Source organism: Rhizobium sp. WSM1328 (assembly GCF_057653715.1).
The window spans coordinates 2433291-2448774 of the sequence record NZ_CM172788.1 but is presented as its reverse complement, the minus strand read 5'-3'; the positions used below and the strand labels follow the sequence as shown (position 1 = coordinate 2448774).

Annotated in this window: 17 protein-coding genes; 11 read left to right on the top strand and 6 right to left on the bottom strand. The window is 60.5% G+C overall.

The window, feature by feature from the left end; all coding sequences use genetic code 11:
* Positions 1-5 precede the first annotated feature (5 nt).
* Positions 6-803 (bottom strand): class I SAM-dependent methyltransferase, encoded by a 798-nt coding sequence (locus tag AC2444_RS12455; RefSeq protein ID WP_012757919.1) that lies wholly within the window; start codon positions 801-803, stop codon positions 6-8.
* A gap of 262 nt (positions 804-1065) precedes the next feature.
* Between AC2444_RS12455 and AC2444_RS12450 the strand changes: the two genes are divergently transcribed.
* Positions 1066-1461, top strand: coding sequence for an Ohr family peroxiredoxin (locus AC2444_RS12450; RefSeq protein WP_012757918.1), 396 nt, complete (start codon positions 1066-1068; stop codon positions 1459-1461).
* Positions 1462-1578: 117 nt separating this feature from the next.
* Positions 1579-2640 (top strand): DUF3095 family protein, encoded by a 1062-nt coding sequence (locus tag AC2444_RS12445; RefSeq protein ID WP_012757917.1) that lies wholly within the window; start codon positions 1579-1581, stop codon positions 2638-2640.
* Positions 2641-2681: 41 nt separating this feature from the next.
* Here AC2444_RS12445 and AC2444_RS12440 read toward each other — a convergent pair whose 3' ends face one another.
* Positions 2682-3098 (bottom strand): NUDIX domain-containing protein, encoded by a 417-nt coding sequence (locus tag AC2444_RS12440; RefSeq protein WP_012757916.1) that lies wholly within the window; start codon positions 3096-3098, stop codon positions 2682-2684.
* Between the two features lie 231 nt (positions 3099-3329).
* Between AC2444_RS12440 and AC2444_RS12435 the strand changes: the two genes are divergently transcribed.
* A complete protein-coding gene (locus AC2444_RS12435; RefSeq protein WP_012757915.1) occupies positions 3330-4631 on the top strand; it encodes an epoxide hydrolase family protein in 1302 nt (433 codons plus the stop codon).
* 32 nt (positions 4632-4663) lie between these two features.
* Here the strand turns inward: AC2444_RS12435 and AC2444_RS12430 are convergent, their stop codons facing one another.
* Positions 4664-5137, bottom strand: a complete 474-nt coding sequence (locus AC2444_RS12430; protein WP_018074510.1) for a MarR family winged helix-turn-helix transcriptional regulator — start codon at positions 5135-5137, stop codon at positions 4664-4666.
* A gap of 151 nt (positions 5138-5288) precedes the next feature.
* A complete protein-coding gene (locus AC2444_RS12425) occupies positions 5289-6344 on the bottom strand; it encodes a GlxA family transcriptional regulator (RefSeq protein WP_012757913.1) in 1056 nt (351 codons plus the stop codon).
* Between the two features lie 162 nt (positions 6345-6506).
* Between AC2444_RS12425 and AC2444_RS12420 the strand changes: the two genes are divergently transcribed.
* The 6 genes from AC2444_RS12420 (at position 6507) to AC2444_RS12395 (ending at position 12116) form a co-directional block, all read left to right on the top strand.
* Positions 6507-7385: an ABC transporter substrate-binding protein gene (locus AC2444_RS12420; protein WP_012757912.1), complete on the top strand. Its 879-nt coding sequence runs from the start codon at positions 6507-6509 to the stop codon at positions 7383-7385.
* Between the two features lie 183 nt (positions 7386-7568).
* Positions 7569-8321, top strand: coding sequence for an amino acid ABC transporter ATP-binding protein (locus AC2444_RS12415; protein ID WP_012757911.1), 753 nt, complete (start codon positions 7569-7571; stop codon positions 8319-8321).
* A gap of 7 nt (positions 8322-8328) precedes the next feature.
* On the top strand, positions 8329-8988 hold the full coding sequence (locus AC2444_RS12410) for an amino acid ABC transporter permease (RefSeq protein WP_012757910.1): 660 nt from the start codon (positions 8329-8331) through the stop codon (positions 8986-8988).
* A complete protein-coding gene (locus AC2444_RS12405) occupies positions 8985-9647 on the top strand; it encodes an amino acid ABC transporter permease (RefSeq protein WP_012757909.1) in 663 nt (220 codons plus the stop codon). The genes AC2444_RS12410 and AC2444_RS12405 overlap by 4 nt, the downstream gene beginning before the upstream one ends.
* Positions 9648-9670: 23 nt before the next feature.
* Positions 9671-10900 carry an Atu1372/SO_1960 family protein gene (locus tag AC2444_RS12400; RefSeq protein ID WP_012757908.1) on the top strand — a complete coding sequence of 410 codons (1230 nt, stop codon included), beginning with the start codon at positions 9671-9673 and terminating at the stop codon, positions 10898-10900.
* Between the two features lies 1 nt (position 10901).
* Positions 10902-12116: an FAD-dependent oxidoreductase gene (locus AC2444_RS12395; RefSeq protein WP_012757907.1), complete on the top strand. Its 1215-nt coding sequence runs from the start codon at positions 10902-10904 to the stop codon at positions 12114-12116.
* 190 nt (positions 12117-12306) lie between these two features.
* Here AC2444_RS12395 and AC2444_RS12390 read toward each other — a convergent pair whose 3' ends face one another.
* Positions 12307-13077 (bottom strand): siderophore-interacting protein, encoded by a 771-nt coding sequence (locus AC2444_RS12390; RefSeq protein ID WP_012757906.1) that lies wholly within the window; start codon positions 13075-13077, stop codon positions 12307-12309.
* A 262-nt stretch (positions 13078-13339) separates the two neighbouring features.
* Here AC2444_RS12390 and AC2444_RS12385 point away from each other — a divergent pair, with 262 nt between their 5' ends.
* Together AC2444_RS12385 and AC2444_RS12380 are read left to right on the top strand one after the other, a co-directional pair.
* On the top strand, positions 13340-13951 hold the full coding sequence (locus AC2444_RS12385) for an O-methyltransferase (protein ID WP_012757905.1): 612 nt from the start codon (positions 13340-13342) through the stop codon (positions 13949-13951).
* Between the two features lie 120 nt (positions 13952-14071).
* A complete protein-coding gene (locus AC2444_RS12380; RefSeq protein ID WP_003540671.1) occupies positions 14072-14467 on the top strand; it encodes a hypothetical protein in 396 nt (131 codons plus the stop codon).
* A gap of 5 nt (positions 14468-14472) precedes the next feature.
* On the opposite strand, the gene AC2444_RS12375 is transcribed toward AC2444_RS12380, so the two are convergent.
* Positions 14473-15165, bottom strand: a complete 693-nt coding sequence (locus tag AC2444_RS12375) for a GntR family transcriptional regulator (protein ID WP_012757904.1) — start codon at positions 15163-15165, stop codon at positions 14473-14475.
* Between the last annotated feature and the right edge of the window lie 319 nt (positions 15166-15484).

Here is a 15484-nt window from a genome sequence, read left to right as displayed (position 1 = left end):
ACCGATCAGGCCGTCTTTCTGCTCAGGAACAGCGCAGTCTCTTTGCTGACCTCAAGCATGCCGTTGCGTTGGCTGAAGGCATCGGCAACGGCTTGACGGAACCTGGTGAGCTGGAGCTCGCTGGCGCCGTCGCCGGGCGGATAGGAGGTGAGCGCCAGGAAGACATCCTCGGGCTCAGTGATCCGCAGGCTCGCCGGATGCTGCGACATGGTCACGTTTCCAAACTGCGACCGCATCGATCGTTCGGCAGCGTCATATCCAAAGGCTTCGGCAGCCGGGTCGGATGGAGCGCTGCCGAATACGGTCGTCAGCGCGTAGATCTCGCGCATATTGCCGGCGCCGTTGGTTGTGACCGCGAGCAAGCCGCCCGGCCTCAGCACTCTTGACATATCCGCGATGCCTGCGGCCGGGTCGGGCAGATGATAGAGCATATGCATCGCGACCACGGCATCGAAAGCGTCATCTTCGAAGGGGAGCGCGGCTGCGTCGGCCTGGCAGCCCCGGACGGAGCCGAATGGCAGGGTGCTGCAACGCGCCACCGCCTCGTCGACCATGCCTTGCGAAAGGTCGGCGAGCGTCAGGTCAAGATTCTCCGGCAGCAGACCTGCCGTGGCTGCCCAGAACCAGGCCGGTCCGCAGCCGACGTCGAGGACACGATCGCCTGGCTTCAGGGACAGTTGCGCCGCAACCCATGGAAACCAGGCCGTCTCGGCGATGGTGTATTGGCTATGCAGTCGAGCCCGCGCGGCGAGCTTCCTGCTGTCGCCATACTGTCCCGCATTGTCTGCTGTTATGGAGGACATGGCATCTCTCTGGGCTTCTTCACGGGCGCCGCGAGCTTGTTTGCAGAAACTATAGAGAGCTCTGCCCCCGGACAAGACCTGACTTTGTGGGGGCGAGCCGAGCTGCCGTTGAGGGATTGCCTTGGCGCGACGAGACTGGCTGTGAAAAATAAATCGTATCCGATTAAATCGGAATGGTGTTGACATCAGTTTTAGCGAAGCGTATTAGAGCGCATACGATTTAATCGGACACGTACAAAACTAAAACCGAAAGGATATCACCATGACCGAGAAGCTTCTTTTTACCGGCAAAACCCACATCTCCGGCGGTCGCAATGGCTCCGCACGCAGCAGCGACGGCACGATCGACATCAAACTGCCGCAACCGCATCCGACTGCCGAAAACCTGTTCGGCATCGCCTGGTCTGCCTGCTATATCGGCGCCATCGAGTTTGCCGCTTCGCAGCGGAAGATCACGCTGCCTGATGGTCCAGAGGTCGATGCGGAGATCGATCTCAACGTCGATAATGGCTCCTTCTTCCTCAGGGCGCGCCTCAATGTCAGCCTGCCCGGCATCGATCGCGACGTTGCGCAGGAATTGATCGACGCAGCCCATGGCATCTGCCCCTATTCCAAGGCGACACACGGCAATATCGACGTCGAGACTACGCTTGTCTGAGCGGGGAAGGGCGGACCTCACCGCCAGAGGATTTCATGCGGAGGGCCTGCCGATCGGCCGGCAGACCCCTTCTTGAGGTAGCAGGCACCGGAACCTTGCCGATCTGGAGAACATGCCATGATCAATAGCCACGCCCAGCCACACCAGGCCTATGACGAGTTTTCGCTCGTACTCGACCCAGCCGTCTATGAGCCGCTGCCCGAGGATTGGCTGATCGGCATCACCGACGTCGTCAGCTCGACGCTGGCGATCAAGTCGGGACGCTATGAAGATGTCAACTTCGCAGGCGCATCTGTTATCGCCGCTCTCGGTAATGCCTGGGGTTCGTTCGATTTCCCCTTCGTGTTTCGTGGAGACGGGGCGGCATTCGCCTTGCCGCCGCACGGCATCATGGCCGCGACCTCGGCGTTGCGGCAGGTCGCGAGCTTTGCAAGAAGCGATCTCGATCTCACCCTTCGTATCGGGTTGCTCACGGTGCGCGAAATCCGCAATAGTGGGCGCGACGTAAGAGTTGCGCGCTATGCGGCTTCGGAAAACGCGACCTATGCGATGTTTGCAGGGGGAGGGCTCAAATGGGCGGAGCAGCAGATCAAGAGCGGCAGGTATCTGGTCAGGCCGGGCCGCTACGCGACGAAGCCCGATCTGACCGGACTGAGCTGCGACTGGACGCCATTCCCGAGCCAGCAGGGCGAGATCCTGTCGCTGCTGGTCGAGCCGGATGACGATACGAGCCCGGAGGTCTTTGCGGCGCTGGCGAAGCGTGTACTTGCCGTCTTCGATGCGCCGTCGCACCGGTCTCATCCGGTTCCCGTAGATATGGCTATCCCCAGGGATATTGCCATGCCCAAAGGCAGCGGGAAGCGCGTCGATGCGAAACGCTGGTCGGAGGTCGCCTCCCATTCGGATTTCCGCAAATTCGATGACGGTTTGCGCCTGACGCTGGACTGCACGCGCGAACAGATCGACAGGGTCGAAACCATGCTTCTTCTGGCAAGGGCGCGCGGCGAGATCAATTTCGGACTGCACCGCCAGTCGCATGCGCTGATGACCTGCCTCGTGCCATCAGGCAGCCCGGATTCGCATCTGCATTTCCTCGACGGAATGGGCGGCGGTTATGCCAAGGCGGCCGAGATGATGGAGGCCGGTGCGCTTGGCGACGTCCTGCATCATGCTCGCTGAAGACCCGTCCAGCCGGAGAGACGTCGTGGCCGCCTATCAACCTAAGCGGGCGTGCCTGTTTCCCGCATGGCCAGATTTGCCAGCATTTCAGTGAGCTGAGGCAACGCCAATTCGGTTTCTTTTTCTATCTCGGCGGCGGTGAACCATCTGAGCTCGGTGTGTTCATCACCGACAAGTCGCGGCCGGCCGTGCCATTTATCGACGTGATAAACATGGAAGGTGACGGATGCTTCGGGCGGGTCTTCCGATACGAACCGTCCTAGAAACTGCCAGAGCTCCGACGTCACGCCTATTTCTTCCATCAATTCCCGGCACATTGCCGTCTCGGCGTCTTCGCCCTCTTCGATATGGCCGCCCGGGAGGCTCCAGCGATCCGGGTGCACTTTGCGCTCGGAACTGCGCCTGGCCAGAAGAACGGTTCCATTCTGGCTCAAGACGCCCATCGCGATGTCGGGCATGCATTCTCCTCTCCTCATCGATCTCGCGCCGATGCTGCCCGGAGCTACGGTTCTTTGCAATGACCGGTGTCCATCAAGCCCCTCGACTCATAGTCTGACCGTATAGGTTGACCCCCGACGTTGCCCAGGAGCATAGTCCCCGGACAGACGCGAATGACCTGCTGATGCGAACGAGGTCGGTCAGTCGATCTTCGTCCGTTTCCGAACAGATCAAACGGAGAGGAGGGCGTCATGCCACCCACATCCCTATCAACGCCCACGCGGCGCGAACTGCTTGCGGCCACGGCCGCCGCCGGAGCCATGAGTATGCTTGCCGGGACGCGTAGCGCTCAGGCAAACGGCGACGGGGTTAGCCCCTTCAGCGTCAATTTCCCCGAGGATCAGCTTGACGATCTGCGCCGGCGCGTCGCGACCACCCGTTGGCCTGACAAGGAAACCGTCGCGGACGATACCCAGGGCGTGCAGCTCGCAACGATCCAGAAACTCGCGAAGCATTGGGCGACGGATTACGACTGGCGCAAGATGGAGGCGCGGCTCAATGCGCTGCCGCAGTTCATCACCGAGATCGACGGGCTGGATATCCACTTCATTCACGTGCGCTCCCAGCATAAAAATGCGCTGCCGTTGATCGTCACACATGGATGGCCTGGCTCGATCATCGAGCAGTTGAAGATCATCGAACCGCTCACCGATCCGACAGCGCATGGCGGGAGCGAAGAGGACGCATTTGACGTGGTGATCCCGTCTTTGCCGGGCTACGGCTTTTCCGGGAAACCGACGGGGTCGGGGAACTGGAACCCGCCGCGCATCGCCCACGCCTGGGTGACGCTGATGCAACGTCTCGGCTACACGAAGTTCGTGGCGCAGGGTGGCGACTGGGGCAACGCGGTCACCGAATTGATGGCGGTGCAGGAGCCGCCGGGATTGCTCGGCATCCATACGAACATGGCGGCCACGGTTCCGGCTGACATCGCCAAGGCTCTTGCCGCCGGCGGCATGCCGCCCGCCGACCTGTCGCCGGACGAAAGGCGCGCCTTCGATCAGCTCGACGATTTCTACAAGAACGGACTGGGCTATGCGATCGAGATGAACAACCGGCCGCAGACCCTCTACGGGATCGTCGACTCGCCGGTCGGGCTTGCGTCGTGGATGCTCGATCACGACATCCGCAGTTACCGGATGATCGCCCGCGTTTTCGACGGAGAGCCCGACGGGTTGACGAAGGACGATATCCTCGACAACGTCACGCTCTACTGGCTGACGAACACCGCAATCTCCTCGGCACGCCTCTATTGGGACAACGCGCACCATCCGTCGGGCGGGTTCTTCGACCCCCGGGGCATCAAGATCCCGGTGGCGGTCAGTGCTTTTCCGGATGAGATCTACCAGGCGCCGCAGAGCTGGGCGGAGAAGGCCTATCCGAAGCTCATCCACTACAACCGGCTGCCGAAGGGCGGTCACTTCGCCGCCTGGGAACAGCCGATGGCTTTCACTGCCGAGCTCAGGACTGCGTTCCGGCCGCTGCGGCAGTAGACTCAGGCGGGATCAGGCGACTGAGGCCGCGATCACGATTTCTCCGGTTCGCCCTGAGTTGACCGCAGCAGGTTGTCGCGCAGCGTCGTCACCGATTTCTGCACGACGGGAAAGTCGTCGCCGAGGCCGATGGCGCCAAGCAGCGCGTTGCCGGGATCGGTTTCAACGAGTTGGCGTCCTGCCGGCGTCAGGCTGACCCGCACCTGCCGTTCGTCGGCAGGATCGCGGTGACGGGTGATAAAACCATTCGACTCCAGCTTCTTGAGGATGGGCGTCAGCGTGTTGGATTCGAGGAACATCTTTTCCCCCAACACCCCGACGGTCTGGTCGTCCTCTTCGGAGAGAGCCACCATGGCGATGTATTGGGTATAGGTCAGGCCAAGCTCGTCCAGGATCGGCTTATAGGCGCGGCCGAAGGCGAGATTTGCCGAATAGACCGCGAAGCACAGGAAATTCGAAAGTTTCCTGCCTTCCTTGCCCGCTGGCGGGGAGGCGGGCGCAGGCATATCCGGCCCCTTAGCTGCTTTAGATGTCGGCATCGGTCCATCCTGTCCAAGCTTTCTGACGATGACATCTATATATATATCGCATCCGATTAAATCGCAATAGTGTCGAAGTCGGTTTTCGATCCTGCCGTTTGTGGTGACTCGACAAAGATCAGCGGAAACTCCTGGGAGGCTTCCCATACTTCTTGCGAAAAGCGGTCGCGAAATGGGCGGAGTCGGAGAATCCGATTTCAAAGGCGATCGCCGTCATGGGCAGTGTGCTGTTTTCGACTAGAAACCGGCCATAGCGCAATCTCGTCTCGACGATAAAACGCTTCGGGGTCATGCCGATATTGTCCTGGAACAGACGCGCGAACTGGCGTGGTGACAGGCCGACCAGAGAGGCCACCTGTTCCGGTGAGACATCGCGGCCTTTCCGACTCTCGACGAGAACGACGGCTCGCTGAATACGCGAATCTTCTGCGCGGCGAAATGTTGTGGCGCGGCCGTGATCGAAGGCGCTCATGTGCTTCTGCTCCGAGAGCGAAAGCTGGTGCACGGCCTTGGCCGCCCGATCCGGTCCGCAATGCGTGCGGATGAGCTCCGTCATCAGCGACAGGATCGATACGCCGCCAGGCACGGTAATGCGGCCGTTTTCGATCAGGAAGTCATCGCGCGTGGAGAAGGCAAGACGGGGGAAGGTAATCCGGAAATCCTCCGCGTGAAAGGGATGAACGCACGCCTTGCGCCCCGCGAGCAGTCCCTCCTGCGCCATTACGAAGGCGCCCGTACACACACCAATGACCGGAACACCCGCCGATGCCGCCACCCTGAGATAGTCGCGATGCTTGCTAGGTGCGGCGCGCAGATGTGGCAGGAGGCCACCGATAACCACGACGTAGTCGAAGTCGGTCGGGTTAATGTAGGGCGCATCGGCGTGGACCCGGATGCCGCAGCTGGCGACCGCTGCATGGCCCGGAGCCCCCATGATCGACCAGCGACAATGTAGTGGACGGGAATTGTCGGCAAAGTCCGCCGCATGCCTGAGAGGCTCGACGATACCCGTCAGCGACATCATCGGGAATGTCGGCCAGAGGAGAATGCCGACCGAGAGATCGGCCTTTCGGTCGCGTGCGACCAGAAGCCGCTCGGCCCAAAGATCGTCGAGCCAGCGCACATAGTCCGGCTCGTTGGCAGATATTTCGGAAGGTTCCTCGGATGTGATCATGGCGCATGGCAATGATAGAACAACCATGTCCTTTTTTCAAAGAAAATGTCCGATTTATAAAATTCAGCGGCAGTCTTCAGTGTCAAGTTTGCTCTCGTCGAACGCGACATCCGGGGACAGAAACCACCGGACCTGGGAACCAACAAATCAAGGATCAGAACAATGGCACTTTCTCTTTCGAGAAGGATGGTGACGTGCGCTCTGCTGGCAGGCAGCTTCATGTCCCTTTCATCTATCGCCAATGCTTTCGAACTTGCCGAGCAGGGCAAGCTGACGGTTGCCTTCACCGGCGACATGCCCGGCTCCGGCTGGCAGGACGGGAAGCTGGTAGGCTATGACGGTGAAATCATGCAACGCATTGCCGAGAAGCTCGGCCTCAAGATTCAGCCTGCCCTCATGGAATGGTCGGGTACGATCGCCTCCGTTCAGTCGGGCCGCGTCGACGTCATGCTCGGCACCATGGGCTGGACCGAAAAACGCACGAAGATCATGACGCTGTCCGAGCCGATCCACTACTTCAAGAACGGCATCATGCAATCGACGAAGACGAGCTGGGACAAGCTTTCTGATCTGGAAGGCAAGAAGATCGGCACGATCACCGGCTTTTCGTTCGTCCCTGAACTGAAGAGCATCAAAGATCTCCAGCTTTCGCTCTACGACACTTCCGATGCGGCCGTGCGCGATCTTATCGCCGGGCGCATCGACGCTGTCATCGGCGATCCGCCGGTGATCTCCTACGCCATCAAGCAGAACCCCGATTGGAATATGCACTTCCTCGCCTTCACCGATAACAGTCCGGATTTTCCGCTGCTGACCGGTCTCGGCCAGGTCGTTTATGGCCTCAACCAGAAGAACGACGATCTGCGCCAGAAGATGGACGCCATCATCGCCGACATGTGGAAGACTTGCGAGATGAAGGAAATCGGCGCCCGCTACGGATTGTCGTCGGATGTCTGGTTCAAGCCTGCGGGTCAAAACTTCCGCGCCGGTGTCGATCGCCCCGCAGATTACAAGCTGCCGTCCTGCGCAGCTGGCGGCTGAACGGCCGTGTGGACGGAAGCAGCAGTCGGCAGCTTTCGTCCACCCTCTTCGCCTACTGCATAATTCCTTAAATCGGAATCGATTTCAGGAGAAAATTATGCAGCAATTCAAAGTGCTACAGCGTCCCTGGCGCGTCTGAAAAGACGCGCGGCGCTGTAGATATAATCGCACAAGGAAACGGCGATGAATGCGCTTCTGAGCGTTGCAGGCCTGCGCAAGAGCTATGGTCCTATCGAAGTTCTCAAAGGTATCGATTTCGACGTCGCGCCAGGTGAGAAGATTGCCCTGATCGGCCCTTCCGGCTCCGGGAAATCCACCTGTCTGCGCTGCATGAATTTTCTGGAAAAGCCCAGTGCCGGCGAGATCCGCCTCGATGGCGAGCGGATCGGTACGCACAATGGCCGTATCATGAGCGACCGGCAACTTGCACCGCAGCGCGCCGAGATGGGCATGGTCTTCCAGCTCTTCAATCTCTGGCCGCATCTGTCGGTGACGGAAAACGTGGCGATCGCGGCGCGCAAGGTGCGCGGTCTGCCTGCCGCCGAGGCACGCGAACTGGCTTTGGAGATGCTGGCCAAAGTCCATATGACGCACCGCGCCGAAGCCTCACCACTCGAGCTGTCCGGCGGCCAGCAACAGCGCGTCGCGATTGCGCGGGCGCTTGCCCAGAAGCCAAAGCTCATGCTGTTCGACGAGCCGACATCGGCACTCGATCCCGAACTGGTCCAGGAGGTTCTGAAAGTGATGGAGGAGCTGGCAGACGAAGGGCGCACGATGCTGATCGTCACGCACGAGATCGCGTTTGCACGCGAGATTGCCGACCGCGTTCTGTTTCTCGACGGCGGCACGATCGTGGAATCCGGCCCGGCACGCCAGGTCATAACCGCTCCTCGGGAAGCGCGCACGCAAGCGTTTCTCAACAAGATCCGGCACTAGGCGTGTCATGATTGGATTTTCCGTATTCTTCTCGGTCGTCGAGGGGCTTGTCGCCGGGCTTGGCGTAACCGTTTTCGTCACGGTCGCCTCACTGGCGCTCGCAGCCGCCTTCGGGTTCCTTCTCGCCCTGCTCAGGCAATTTTCCGGGATCAAATTCATCGATCTGGCGATCGATGCCTGCTGCGAGATTCTCTGCAATGTGCCGGCCTTGACGCATCTGTTTATCCTCTACTTCGGGCTTGCCAGCCTCGGCGTGAAATTGACGTCGATCACGGCGGCCATCCTGGGCCTCGGGCTCATCGGGGCGGCGATCACCTGCGCAATCTTTCGCGCCGGTTTCGCCGCGCTGCCTGGCGGGCAGGCGGAGGCGGCGCTTGCTGCAGGGCTGACCCCACTCCAGACCATCTTTGAGATCCTGACGCCGCAGGCCATGCGGATAGCGCTTCCGGGGCTCGGAAACTACGCGGTGCAGCTTCTCAAGGATACATCCGTCGTCTCGGCCATTGCGGCGCCGGAAATCATGTTCTTCGCCCGTTCAATGGTGACGTCGTCCTTCCAGACAACAATGATCTATGCGACGGCGGCGGCACTCTACCTGTTGCTGAGCCTGCCATTGATGCAGGCAACGCAGTTCCTCGAAAGACGTTACGGGAGATTGAAAGGATGAGTGCTTTCCTGGCGCCCTATGGCGATTATGGTGCCGAATGGCTGCCTCTGCTGCTGCGGGCGATGGTGAATACGGCCCTGCTTTCCGTTTGTGCGTTTGCCCTGGCATTCGTTTTCGGCCTGCTGCTTTCGCTCTGCCAGAAATCCAGTTTCGCAGCGCTGCGGTATTTTGCGGCTCTCTATGTGACGATCGTGCGTGGCGTGCCGCTGCTGGCGGTTCTGTTTCTGATTTATTTCGGCTTGCCGGGTGTCGGGATTGTCCTTGATGCTTTCGGCGCGGCGATTGCGGGCCTGGCGTTGTGTTTCGCGGCCCAGGTCGCAGAGCTTTTCCGCGCCGGCCTGAAGGCTATACCGGCCGGGCAGAGCGAAGCCGCGTTGGCCGCGGGCTTTACCCCGGCCCAGAGCTTCGTCCTGATAATCCTGCCGCAGGTCGCCCGTGTCATTCTGGCGCCGATGATCATCACCTTCGTCTCGCTGCTCAAGGATTCTTCTCTCGCTTCGCTGATTACCGTCAACGAACTGGTCCTCACCGGGCGGTCCATGGCGACCGAGTATTTCCTGCCCTTGCAAATCTACATTGCCGTCGGCCTCTGCTATTTCGCGATAGCCTGGCCTTTCTCGGTCCTCTCGCGCCGGCTAGCCCTTTCGGCCGCCCGCTAACTCGTCATCACAAGGCCAAGACCATGACCATTGAAACGACCGTTGCCACGGGCAACGCACGTCGGCATGCAACGCAATCGCATGAACCTCGCTGGCCGGTGATCCTCATGACACCCGACGTTAGCGAGGCGCCCGATGCGCCGACCGAAACGGAGTATGTGGTGCGTGCCAACTATGCGGACGCCATAGCCGAGGCCGGGGGAATTCCGTTGATCCTACCTTATAACACCCGGAACCTGGCATCTGCGTTGGCGCTCGCCGATGGCATCGTCCTCACCGGTGCGCGGCCGGGGACTGAGGTGACAGGCGCGCGCAGACAGTTCGAAACTCAGCTGGTCGAGCAGGCCTTGAAAACGGGCAAGCCGCTTCTCGGCATATGCCACGGGATGCAACTGATCGGCGAATGCCTTGGAGGCGAATTTCAAACCGAGCTGCCGGCCGCGGCCGTATCCCACATCCCGCAAGATATCCCCGACGTTTTGGCGCACGAGATCATCGTCGAGGAAGGCAGCGTGCTGACCGATTGGGTGGGGAAGGGGCCGGCACGCGTCAACAGCCTGCACCGGCATGCTTTGGCCGGCCGAGGACGCTTCCGTGTCGCCGCGCGGGCGCCGGACGGAACCATCGAAGCATTCGAAGGGGACACGGACGGCTTTTGCCTGGGCATCCAGTGGCACCCCGAATACCGGCTGAGCGAACTCGACAGGAATATCATGAGGGCCTTCGTCGACCGCAGCGCAGAAGCAGCAGTCCGCAAGGCACACGATGCTTCATCGGCTGGAAGCAATCGCGTACGCGAACGGCTGGCACAGCTCGAGCTTGCTCTGCCGGAAGCATCCTCGCCGCCAGGCGCATTTTCCGGGGCTGTGCGGACCGGCAGCATCATCACCGTTTCCGGTCAGGTGCCGCTGAAGGATGGTGTGGTGCTGCGGACGGGACATCTCGGAGCATCCGTCTCCATCGAAGAGGGGCGAGAATGCGCGCGCTGGGCGCTTCTCAATGCGCTTGCGCAGCTGGAAGGGGCTGCGGGCGGCTTTGACAACATCCTGGGCTTCGTCCGGCTCGCGGGCTATGTCGCGGCGGATGCTGCTTTCGAGCGCCACGGCGCCGTCATCGATGGGGCTTCCGAATTGCTCCGAGAGCTCTTCCCGGATCGATGGGCGCATGCCCGCATCGCAATCGGCGTAACATCCCTGCCGCGCGGGGTTCCTGTTGAAGTCGAGTTGACGGCCGTCGTCGGCGACGAGGCTTGAGATGGCGCGCGTTGCGGTGATCGGCGCCGGCGTCATCGGCGTATCGTCGGCCTATCTTCTGGCCCGGGCGGGGCATGATGTGACACTTATCGATGCGGCAAGCGAGCCCGGCATGGGGGCGAGTGCCGGCAACGCCGCGCAGCTGTCCTGGGCCTACGGTGACGCAATGGCATCACCAGCCCTGCTGAAGCATCTGCCAGCCATTGCGATGGGCCGCGATCCAGCCTTCCGGATCCACTGGCAACTCGATCGGGACTTTCTCTGCTGGGGGCTGAAATTCCTTGCCAATACACCGTTCAGGCGTTGGTGGAACAATACAGAGGAGATCCTGCGCCTTGCCGAGCAATCCCGTCACGAGCTCGCAATCCTGCTTAAGGAAACCGATATCGAATTCGACTATCGTGTCGCCGGAAAACTGCACCTCTATGCCGATCGGCAAAGTTTTTCTGCCGCCGATTCCAGTGTCGCGCGCAAGAATGCCCTCGGCTTCGAACAGCGCCTGCTGACGCGAGTGGAGGCGGAAAACATCGAGCCTGCGCTCGCCGCGTATCAGGGAGAGATTGCCGGGGCCGTTTACACTCCCGGTGATGCCCTCGGCGATGCGGCCGGATTTTGCCGCCAGCTGACCGCCTGGATGATCGAGCGCCGGCAGGTGTCGGTGCTTTTCGGCAGGAGGGTCTCGAGCTTCGTCCAAGCGGGAGGCGTGCTGACGGGGCTGAGGTTCGAAGACCGCGATGAGCTTCACGTCGATGCAGCCATCGTCGCCGCAGGACCGCAGATCCGTTCCCTCATATCCGATTTGCCCGAGGCCCGAGACATACGCTCCATCAGAGGCTACTCGCTCACCGTTCCAAGAACTGGCCTTGCACCAAGTATCAGCCTGACAGACGTCAAGCGAAAGCTTGCCTTTGCAGCCATCGGCGACCGTTTTCGTGCCGCCGGACTGGCAGATATCGAGCGTTCTGGGGCCGGTTTTGATGCCGGACGTTTCGAGACGCTGAGGCTGGCCGCGTCTGTTGTGCTGCCCGACCTTTTCGAGCGTTCGGACGAACTGATGAGATGGTCGGGCGAGAGGCCGATGACGCCGACCTCCAAACCCATTATCGCCGCCTCCCGACACATCAAAGGTCTCTACATCAATGCCGGTCACGGCATGCTGGGTTGGACGCTTGCATTGGGCTCTGCCCGCCGCGTGGTCGATCTCCTCTTTCAATAAGTCGGTGGCTGGCGCCCGGTGCCTACAGTTGCTGACGCTCTTCCACCTGCCGCAGCGTTCCGGCAGAGGCTGCCGAGACTTCGCTCAATTCATACCTCTTCACATCCATCTGATCGTTCCGGATCATAAAATCCGGAACGAAGGGAGTCAGAGCTCATCACCAAATGGAATCCGGAATGCGAGGTTGGTCCTAGCCGAATTTCTCGGTCGTATCGGCCTTGCCGAAGACCCAGTAGCCGGAAGCCTTGATCCAGCCGAGCGGGCAACCTCGTTCCAGCAGGTAGGCGCGGATATCGCGTGTCACCGAGGCTTCCGCCGCGACCCAGATGAAGGTCTCCGGCTGGACATCGACCGTACTCAACAGTTTCAGCAGTGCTGCGGCATCGGTTGCCTGCGAAAGCGGCCGGTGCACCCAGTGGAGGTGCAGCTCGGCTGATGTCTCGAAGGTCTGCTCTTCCAACGGGCCGGTGACGGCTGCGATTGTGGTGACGACGGTTCCGGCGCCGATTTCCTCGATCCGGCGGCCGATCGCCGGCAGTGCTGTTTCGTCGCCGATCAGCAGCCATCGTTTTACGGTCTTCGAGACTACGGCGGAGCCTCTTGGTCCGCCGATCTCGAGCCTGTCGCCCGGGTTGGCGTCGATCGCCCATTTCGTCACCGGACCTGCCTCATGCAAGGCAAAGTCGATAGTCAATCTCCGCTCGGCATTGTCATAGCGGCGCGGCGTGTAGTCACGGCGCTCTTCTCCACCATCGGCAGTGGGAATGAAGATCTTGATGTGGTCGTCAGCACCGAGACTGATGAAATCGGCGAGATCGTCACCTGCCAATACGACCCGGCGCATGCTCGGAGTGATATCGACGACGCTTTCGACTGTCAGTAAGCGCCGCCGCGTGTCGTGGCGAATCCGCTCGATGCCAGGGGTCGATGAAGCTTGATCTTTGAATTGATTGCTATCCATGTGTCCTTCCGGGGCTTCTGAAGCTCGATCCGCAGGACACAGTCGCGCAGATCGAAGCCGCAAAGCCGTTCGATCATACGCGTTGAGTGACGTTAACGCTTACGTGGCCGGGTGACCCGACCATTGACGGCATGATGTAGCCGACGGCGGCGGCATGTGCAACCGCAAGGGAGCTAGCAATGGCGATGATTGCCAAAGTTTAACTTTCCGGTGCCGTTCCGGTTGGGCAATGATCGGCCGATCAGCGGTTATGGAGAAGACAATGGACAGCAGAATCCAGGACGTGCTCGACATCTATCACGCGATGATCGAGACGGAGCATAACAGCCCGCGCGAGCTGCCTCCGGGCGGCCGCGATGGAGGACAGGATCAGCGGTTGCGCGCGGTCGGGCCCGCGACCGGGCAGTTCATCAATATCCTCGCCAAGAGCCTCAAGAGCCCGACCATTCTCGAACTCGGCACCTCCTTCGGTTATTCCGGGATATGGCTGGCGGAAGCCGCGCGCGCTTCCGGCGGGCGGCTGATCACCATGGAAATGCACGACTACAAGTCTGGCTACGCACGAGACATGGCCGTCAAGGCAGGGCTCGCCGAGCATGTGGAATTCAAGGTCGGCGATGCCGTCCAGATGATCGGCGCGCTTTCCTCCGGCATCGACTTCGTGCTGGTGGATCTGTGGAAGGATCTCTACGTTCCCTGCCTCGAAGCCTTCTACCCCAAGCTCAATCCAGGCGCGATCATTGTCGCCGACAACATGCTGCGCCCGGGAGGCGATGATCTCAAACGCTATGGTGAGGCTGTCCGTGCCAAGCCCGGGATATCAAGCGTGCTGCTGCCGGTCGGCAGCGGGCTTGAGGTCAGTCGGTTCGATTGAGGCTGACGTGAGATTAGCGGCCATTTTGTTTTTAGTTGCAGCAAAAAAGATGACACGTTTGAAGCTAATTTCCGACACTTTCCCGATCAAAGCTCCGCCATCGCGAGCTTTGGAGATGTGATGTCGGGCATTCTTATCGCCACCCTGTTGGCAACGGTTTCAGCAAAGATTCCTGCCGGATTTTCCAGCGGTGACCTGCTTTATTCTGATTGCGGCGGCTCCCGGCAGTTTGTCGTCGGATATGTCGCGGGTTGGTTGGACAAGTGGAACCGGGACGAGTATTTGGCCCGCCGTATTTTCACTGAAGTCGTTCCTGCGCCGAAAGCAATGGTGAACTCGGCGTATTTTGCCAACTCCGTTGGGGTAAACGTCTGTGTGCCGGTTGGAACGACCGCGGAAGCAATCGGCAATACGTTGTGTACATTCCTGGAAGAGAATCCCGGCATTCGCGAGGCCACCGGCGACGAGCTGATGACGACGTTGATCGCCTATAAATACCGCTGCCCCGTGCCGTAGGAACGTCAAACTCCCCCCGGCTTGTTGGTTTCGATGAAACGGCTGAGCGAGGTGGCGGCGTTCAGCATGTGGGCGCGCATGCGCCGGGATGCCATCTCGCCGTCGCCTTCGGCGATCGCCTGCATGATTGCCTCGTGTTCGTCCCGGGATCGGCGGAGCCGTTCGCCCTGGCGCAGCTGCGTGCGCCGAAAGGCATTCAGGCGGTTGCGCACGGCGATCGCCTGTTCGGCAAGGAAGCTATTGTGGGTGGCGTGATAGATGGCTTCATGGAATTGGCGGTTGAAGCTGTCATAGGCATCGAAATCGCCGGTCTCGACGATCGACTCTGAGAGGTCGTGCAGTTCGATCAGATGGCTGCGTTCCAGCGGTGTCATGCGGTAGGTGGCGAGCCTGACGCAAATGGCCTCGATCTCGGCCACCGTCTCGAACATCTCCATGATGCGCTCCGGTGTCATACGGGCAACGACGCCGCCGCGCCGGGCGCGAAGCTCGACGAGGCCGCCCGCCGCCAGCTGACGCAGCGCTTCGCGAACCGGCGTGCGGGAGGCGCCGAAGCGATCGGCAAGCTGCTGTTCGTCCAACGCTGCGCCCGCCGCCAGCGTGCCGGTGGCGATCTCGTCCGTCAGGGCGTTGCGAATGCGGTCGGAGAGCAACCCGCGATCATCGCCGTCATCCTCGGTTTCGAAACCACTCGCCATTTCCGTTATCTCCGATCTGTTTCAGCATCGACGGCTCGATCGATTGTGTATGCAAATGCGATTGACGTGCCGCTAGGCGTATACACTGATAGCATCACGAAGGTGTTACGTATTCAATAATTGACTTTATATCAGATGGGAATACATAAATCTCCAGCAAGCAGGCTTCTGCATACACGAAGCCGCTTCCAATACCGATTTGAATACGACGGGAACCGCAACGCGACGAAGGCCAGCGCATCGCGCCGGGCAAAGCGAACTGTTCCGACACGGCATCACAGACCAACCGATTTTGACTTGGCTTCGGTTCTTCGGTCCC

Coding starts and splice junctions, on each gene's coding strand:
- AC2444_RS12400 (WP_012757908.1), top strand. CDS start 9,671: ATGACCATTGAAACGACCGTTGCCACGGGCAACGCACGTCGGCATGCA.
- AC2444_RS12395 (WP_012757907.1), top strand. CDS start 10,902: ATGGCGCGCGTTGCGGTGATCGGCGCCGGCGTCATCGGCGTATCGTCG.
- AC2444_RS12390 (WP_012757906.1), bottom strand. CDS start 13,077: ATGGATAGCAATCAATTCAAAGATCAAGCTTCATCGACCCCTGGCATC.
- AC2444_RS12425 (WP_012757913.1), bottom strand. CDS start 6,344: ATGATCACATCCGAGGAACCTTCCGAAATATCTGCCAACGAGCCGGAC.
- AC2444_RS12455 (WP_012757919.1), bottom strand. CDS start 803: ATGTCCTCCATAACAGCAGACAATGCGGGACAGTATGGCGACAGCAGG.
- AC2444_RS12380 (WP_003540671.1), top strand. CDS start 14,072: ATGTCGGGCATTCTTATCGCCACCCTGTTGGCAACGGTTTCAGCAAAG.
- AC2444_RS12405 (WP_012757909.1), top strand. CDS start 8,985: ATGAGTGCTTTCCTGGCGCCCTATGGCGATTATGGTGCCGAATGGCTG.
- AC2444_RS12420 (WP_012757912.1), top strand. CDS start 6,507: ATGGCACTTTCTCTTTCGAGAAGGATGGTGACGTGCGCTCTGCTGGCA.
- AC2444_RS12440 (WP_012757916.1), bottom strand. CDS start 3,098: ATGCCCGACATCGCGATGGGCGTCTTGAGCCAGAATGGAACCGTTCTT.
- AC2444_RS12375 (WP_012757904.1), bottom strand. CDS start 15,165: ATGGCGAGTGGTTTCGAAACCGAGGATGACGGCGATGATCGCGGGTTG.
- AC2444_RS12450 (WP_012757918.1), top strand. CDS start 1,066: ATGACCGAGAAGCTTCTTTTTACCGGCAAAACCCACATCTCCGGCGGT.
- AC2444_RS12385 (WP_012757905.1), top strand. CDS start 13,340: ATGGACAGCAGAATCCAGGACGTGCTCGACATCTATCACGCGATGATC.
- AC2444_RS12435 (WP_012757915.1), top strand. CDS start 3,330: ATGCCACCCACATCCCTATCAACGCCCACGCGGCGCGAACTGCTTGCG.
- AC2444_RS12410 (WP_012757910.1), top strand. CDS start 8,329: ATGATTGGATTTTCCGTATTCTTCTCGGTCGTCGAGGGGCTTGTCGCC.
- AC2444_RS12445 (WP_012757917.1), top strand. CDS start 1,579: ATGATCAATAGCCACGCCCAGCCACACCAGGCCTATGACGAGTTTTCG.
- AC2444_RS12415 (WP_012757911.1), top strand. CDS start 7,569: ATGAATGCGCTTCTGAGCGTTGCAGGCCTGCGCAAGAGCTATGGTCCT.
- AC2444_RS12430 (WP_018074510.1), bottom strand. CDS start 5,137: ATGCCTGCGCCCGCCTCCCCGCCAGCGGGCAAGGAAGGCAGGAAACTT.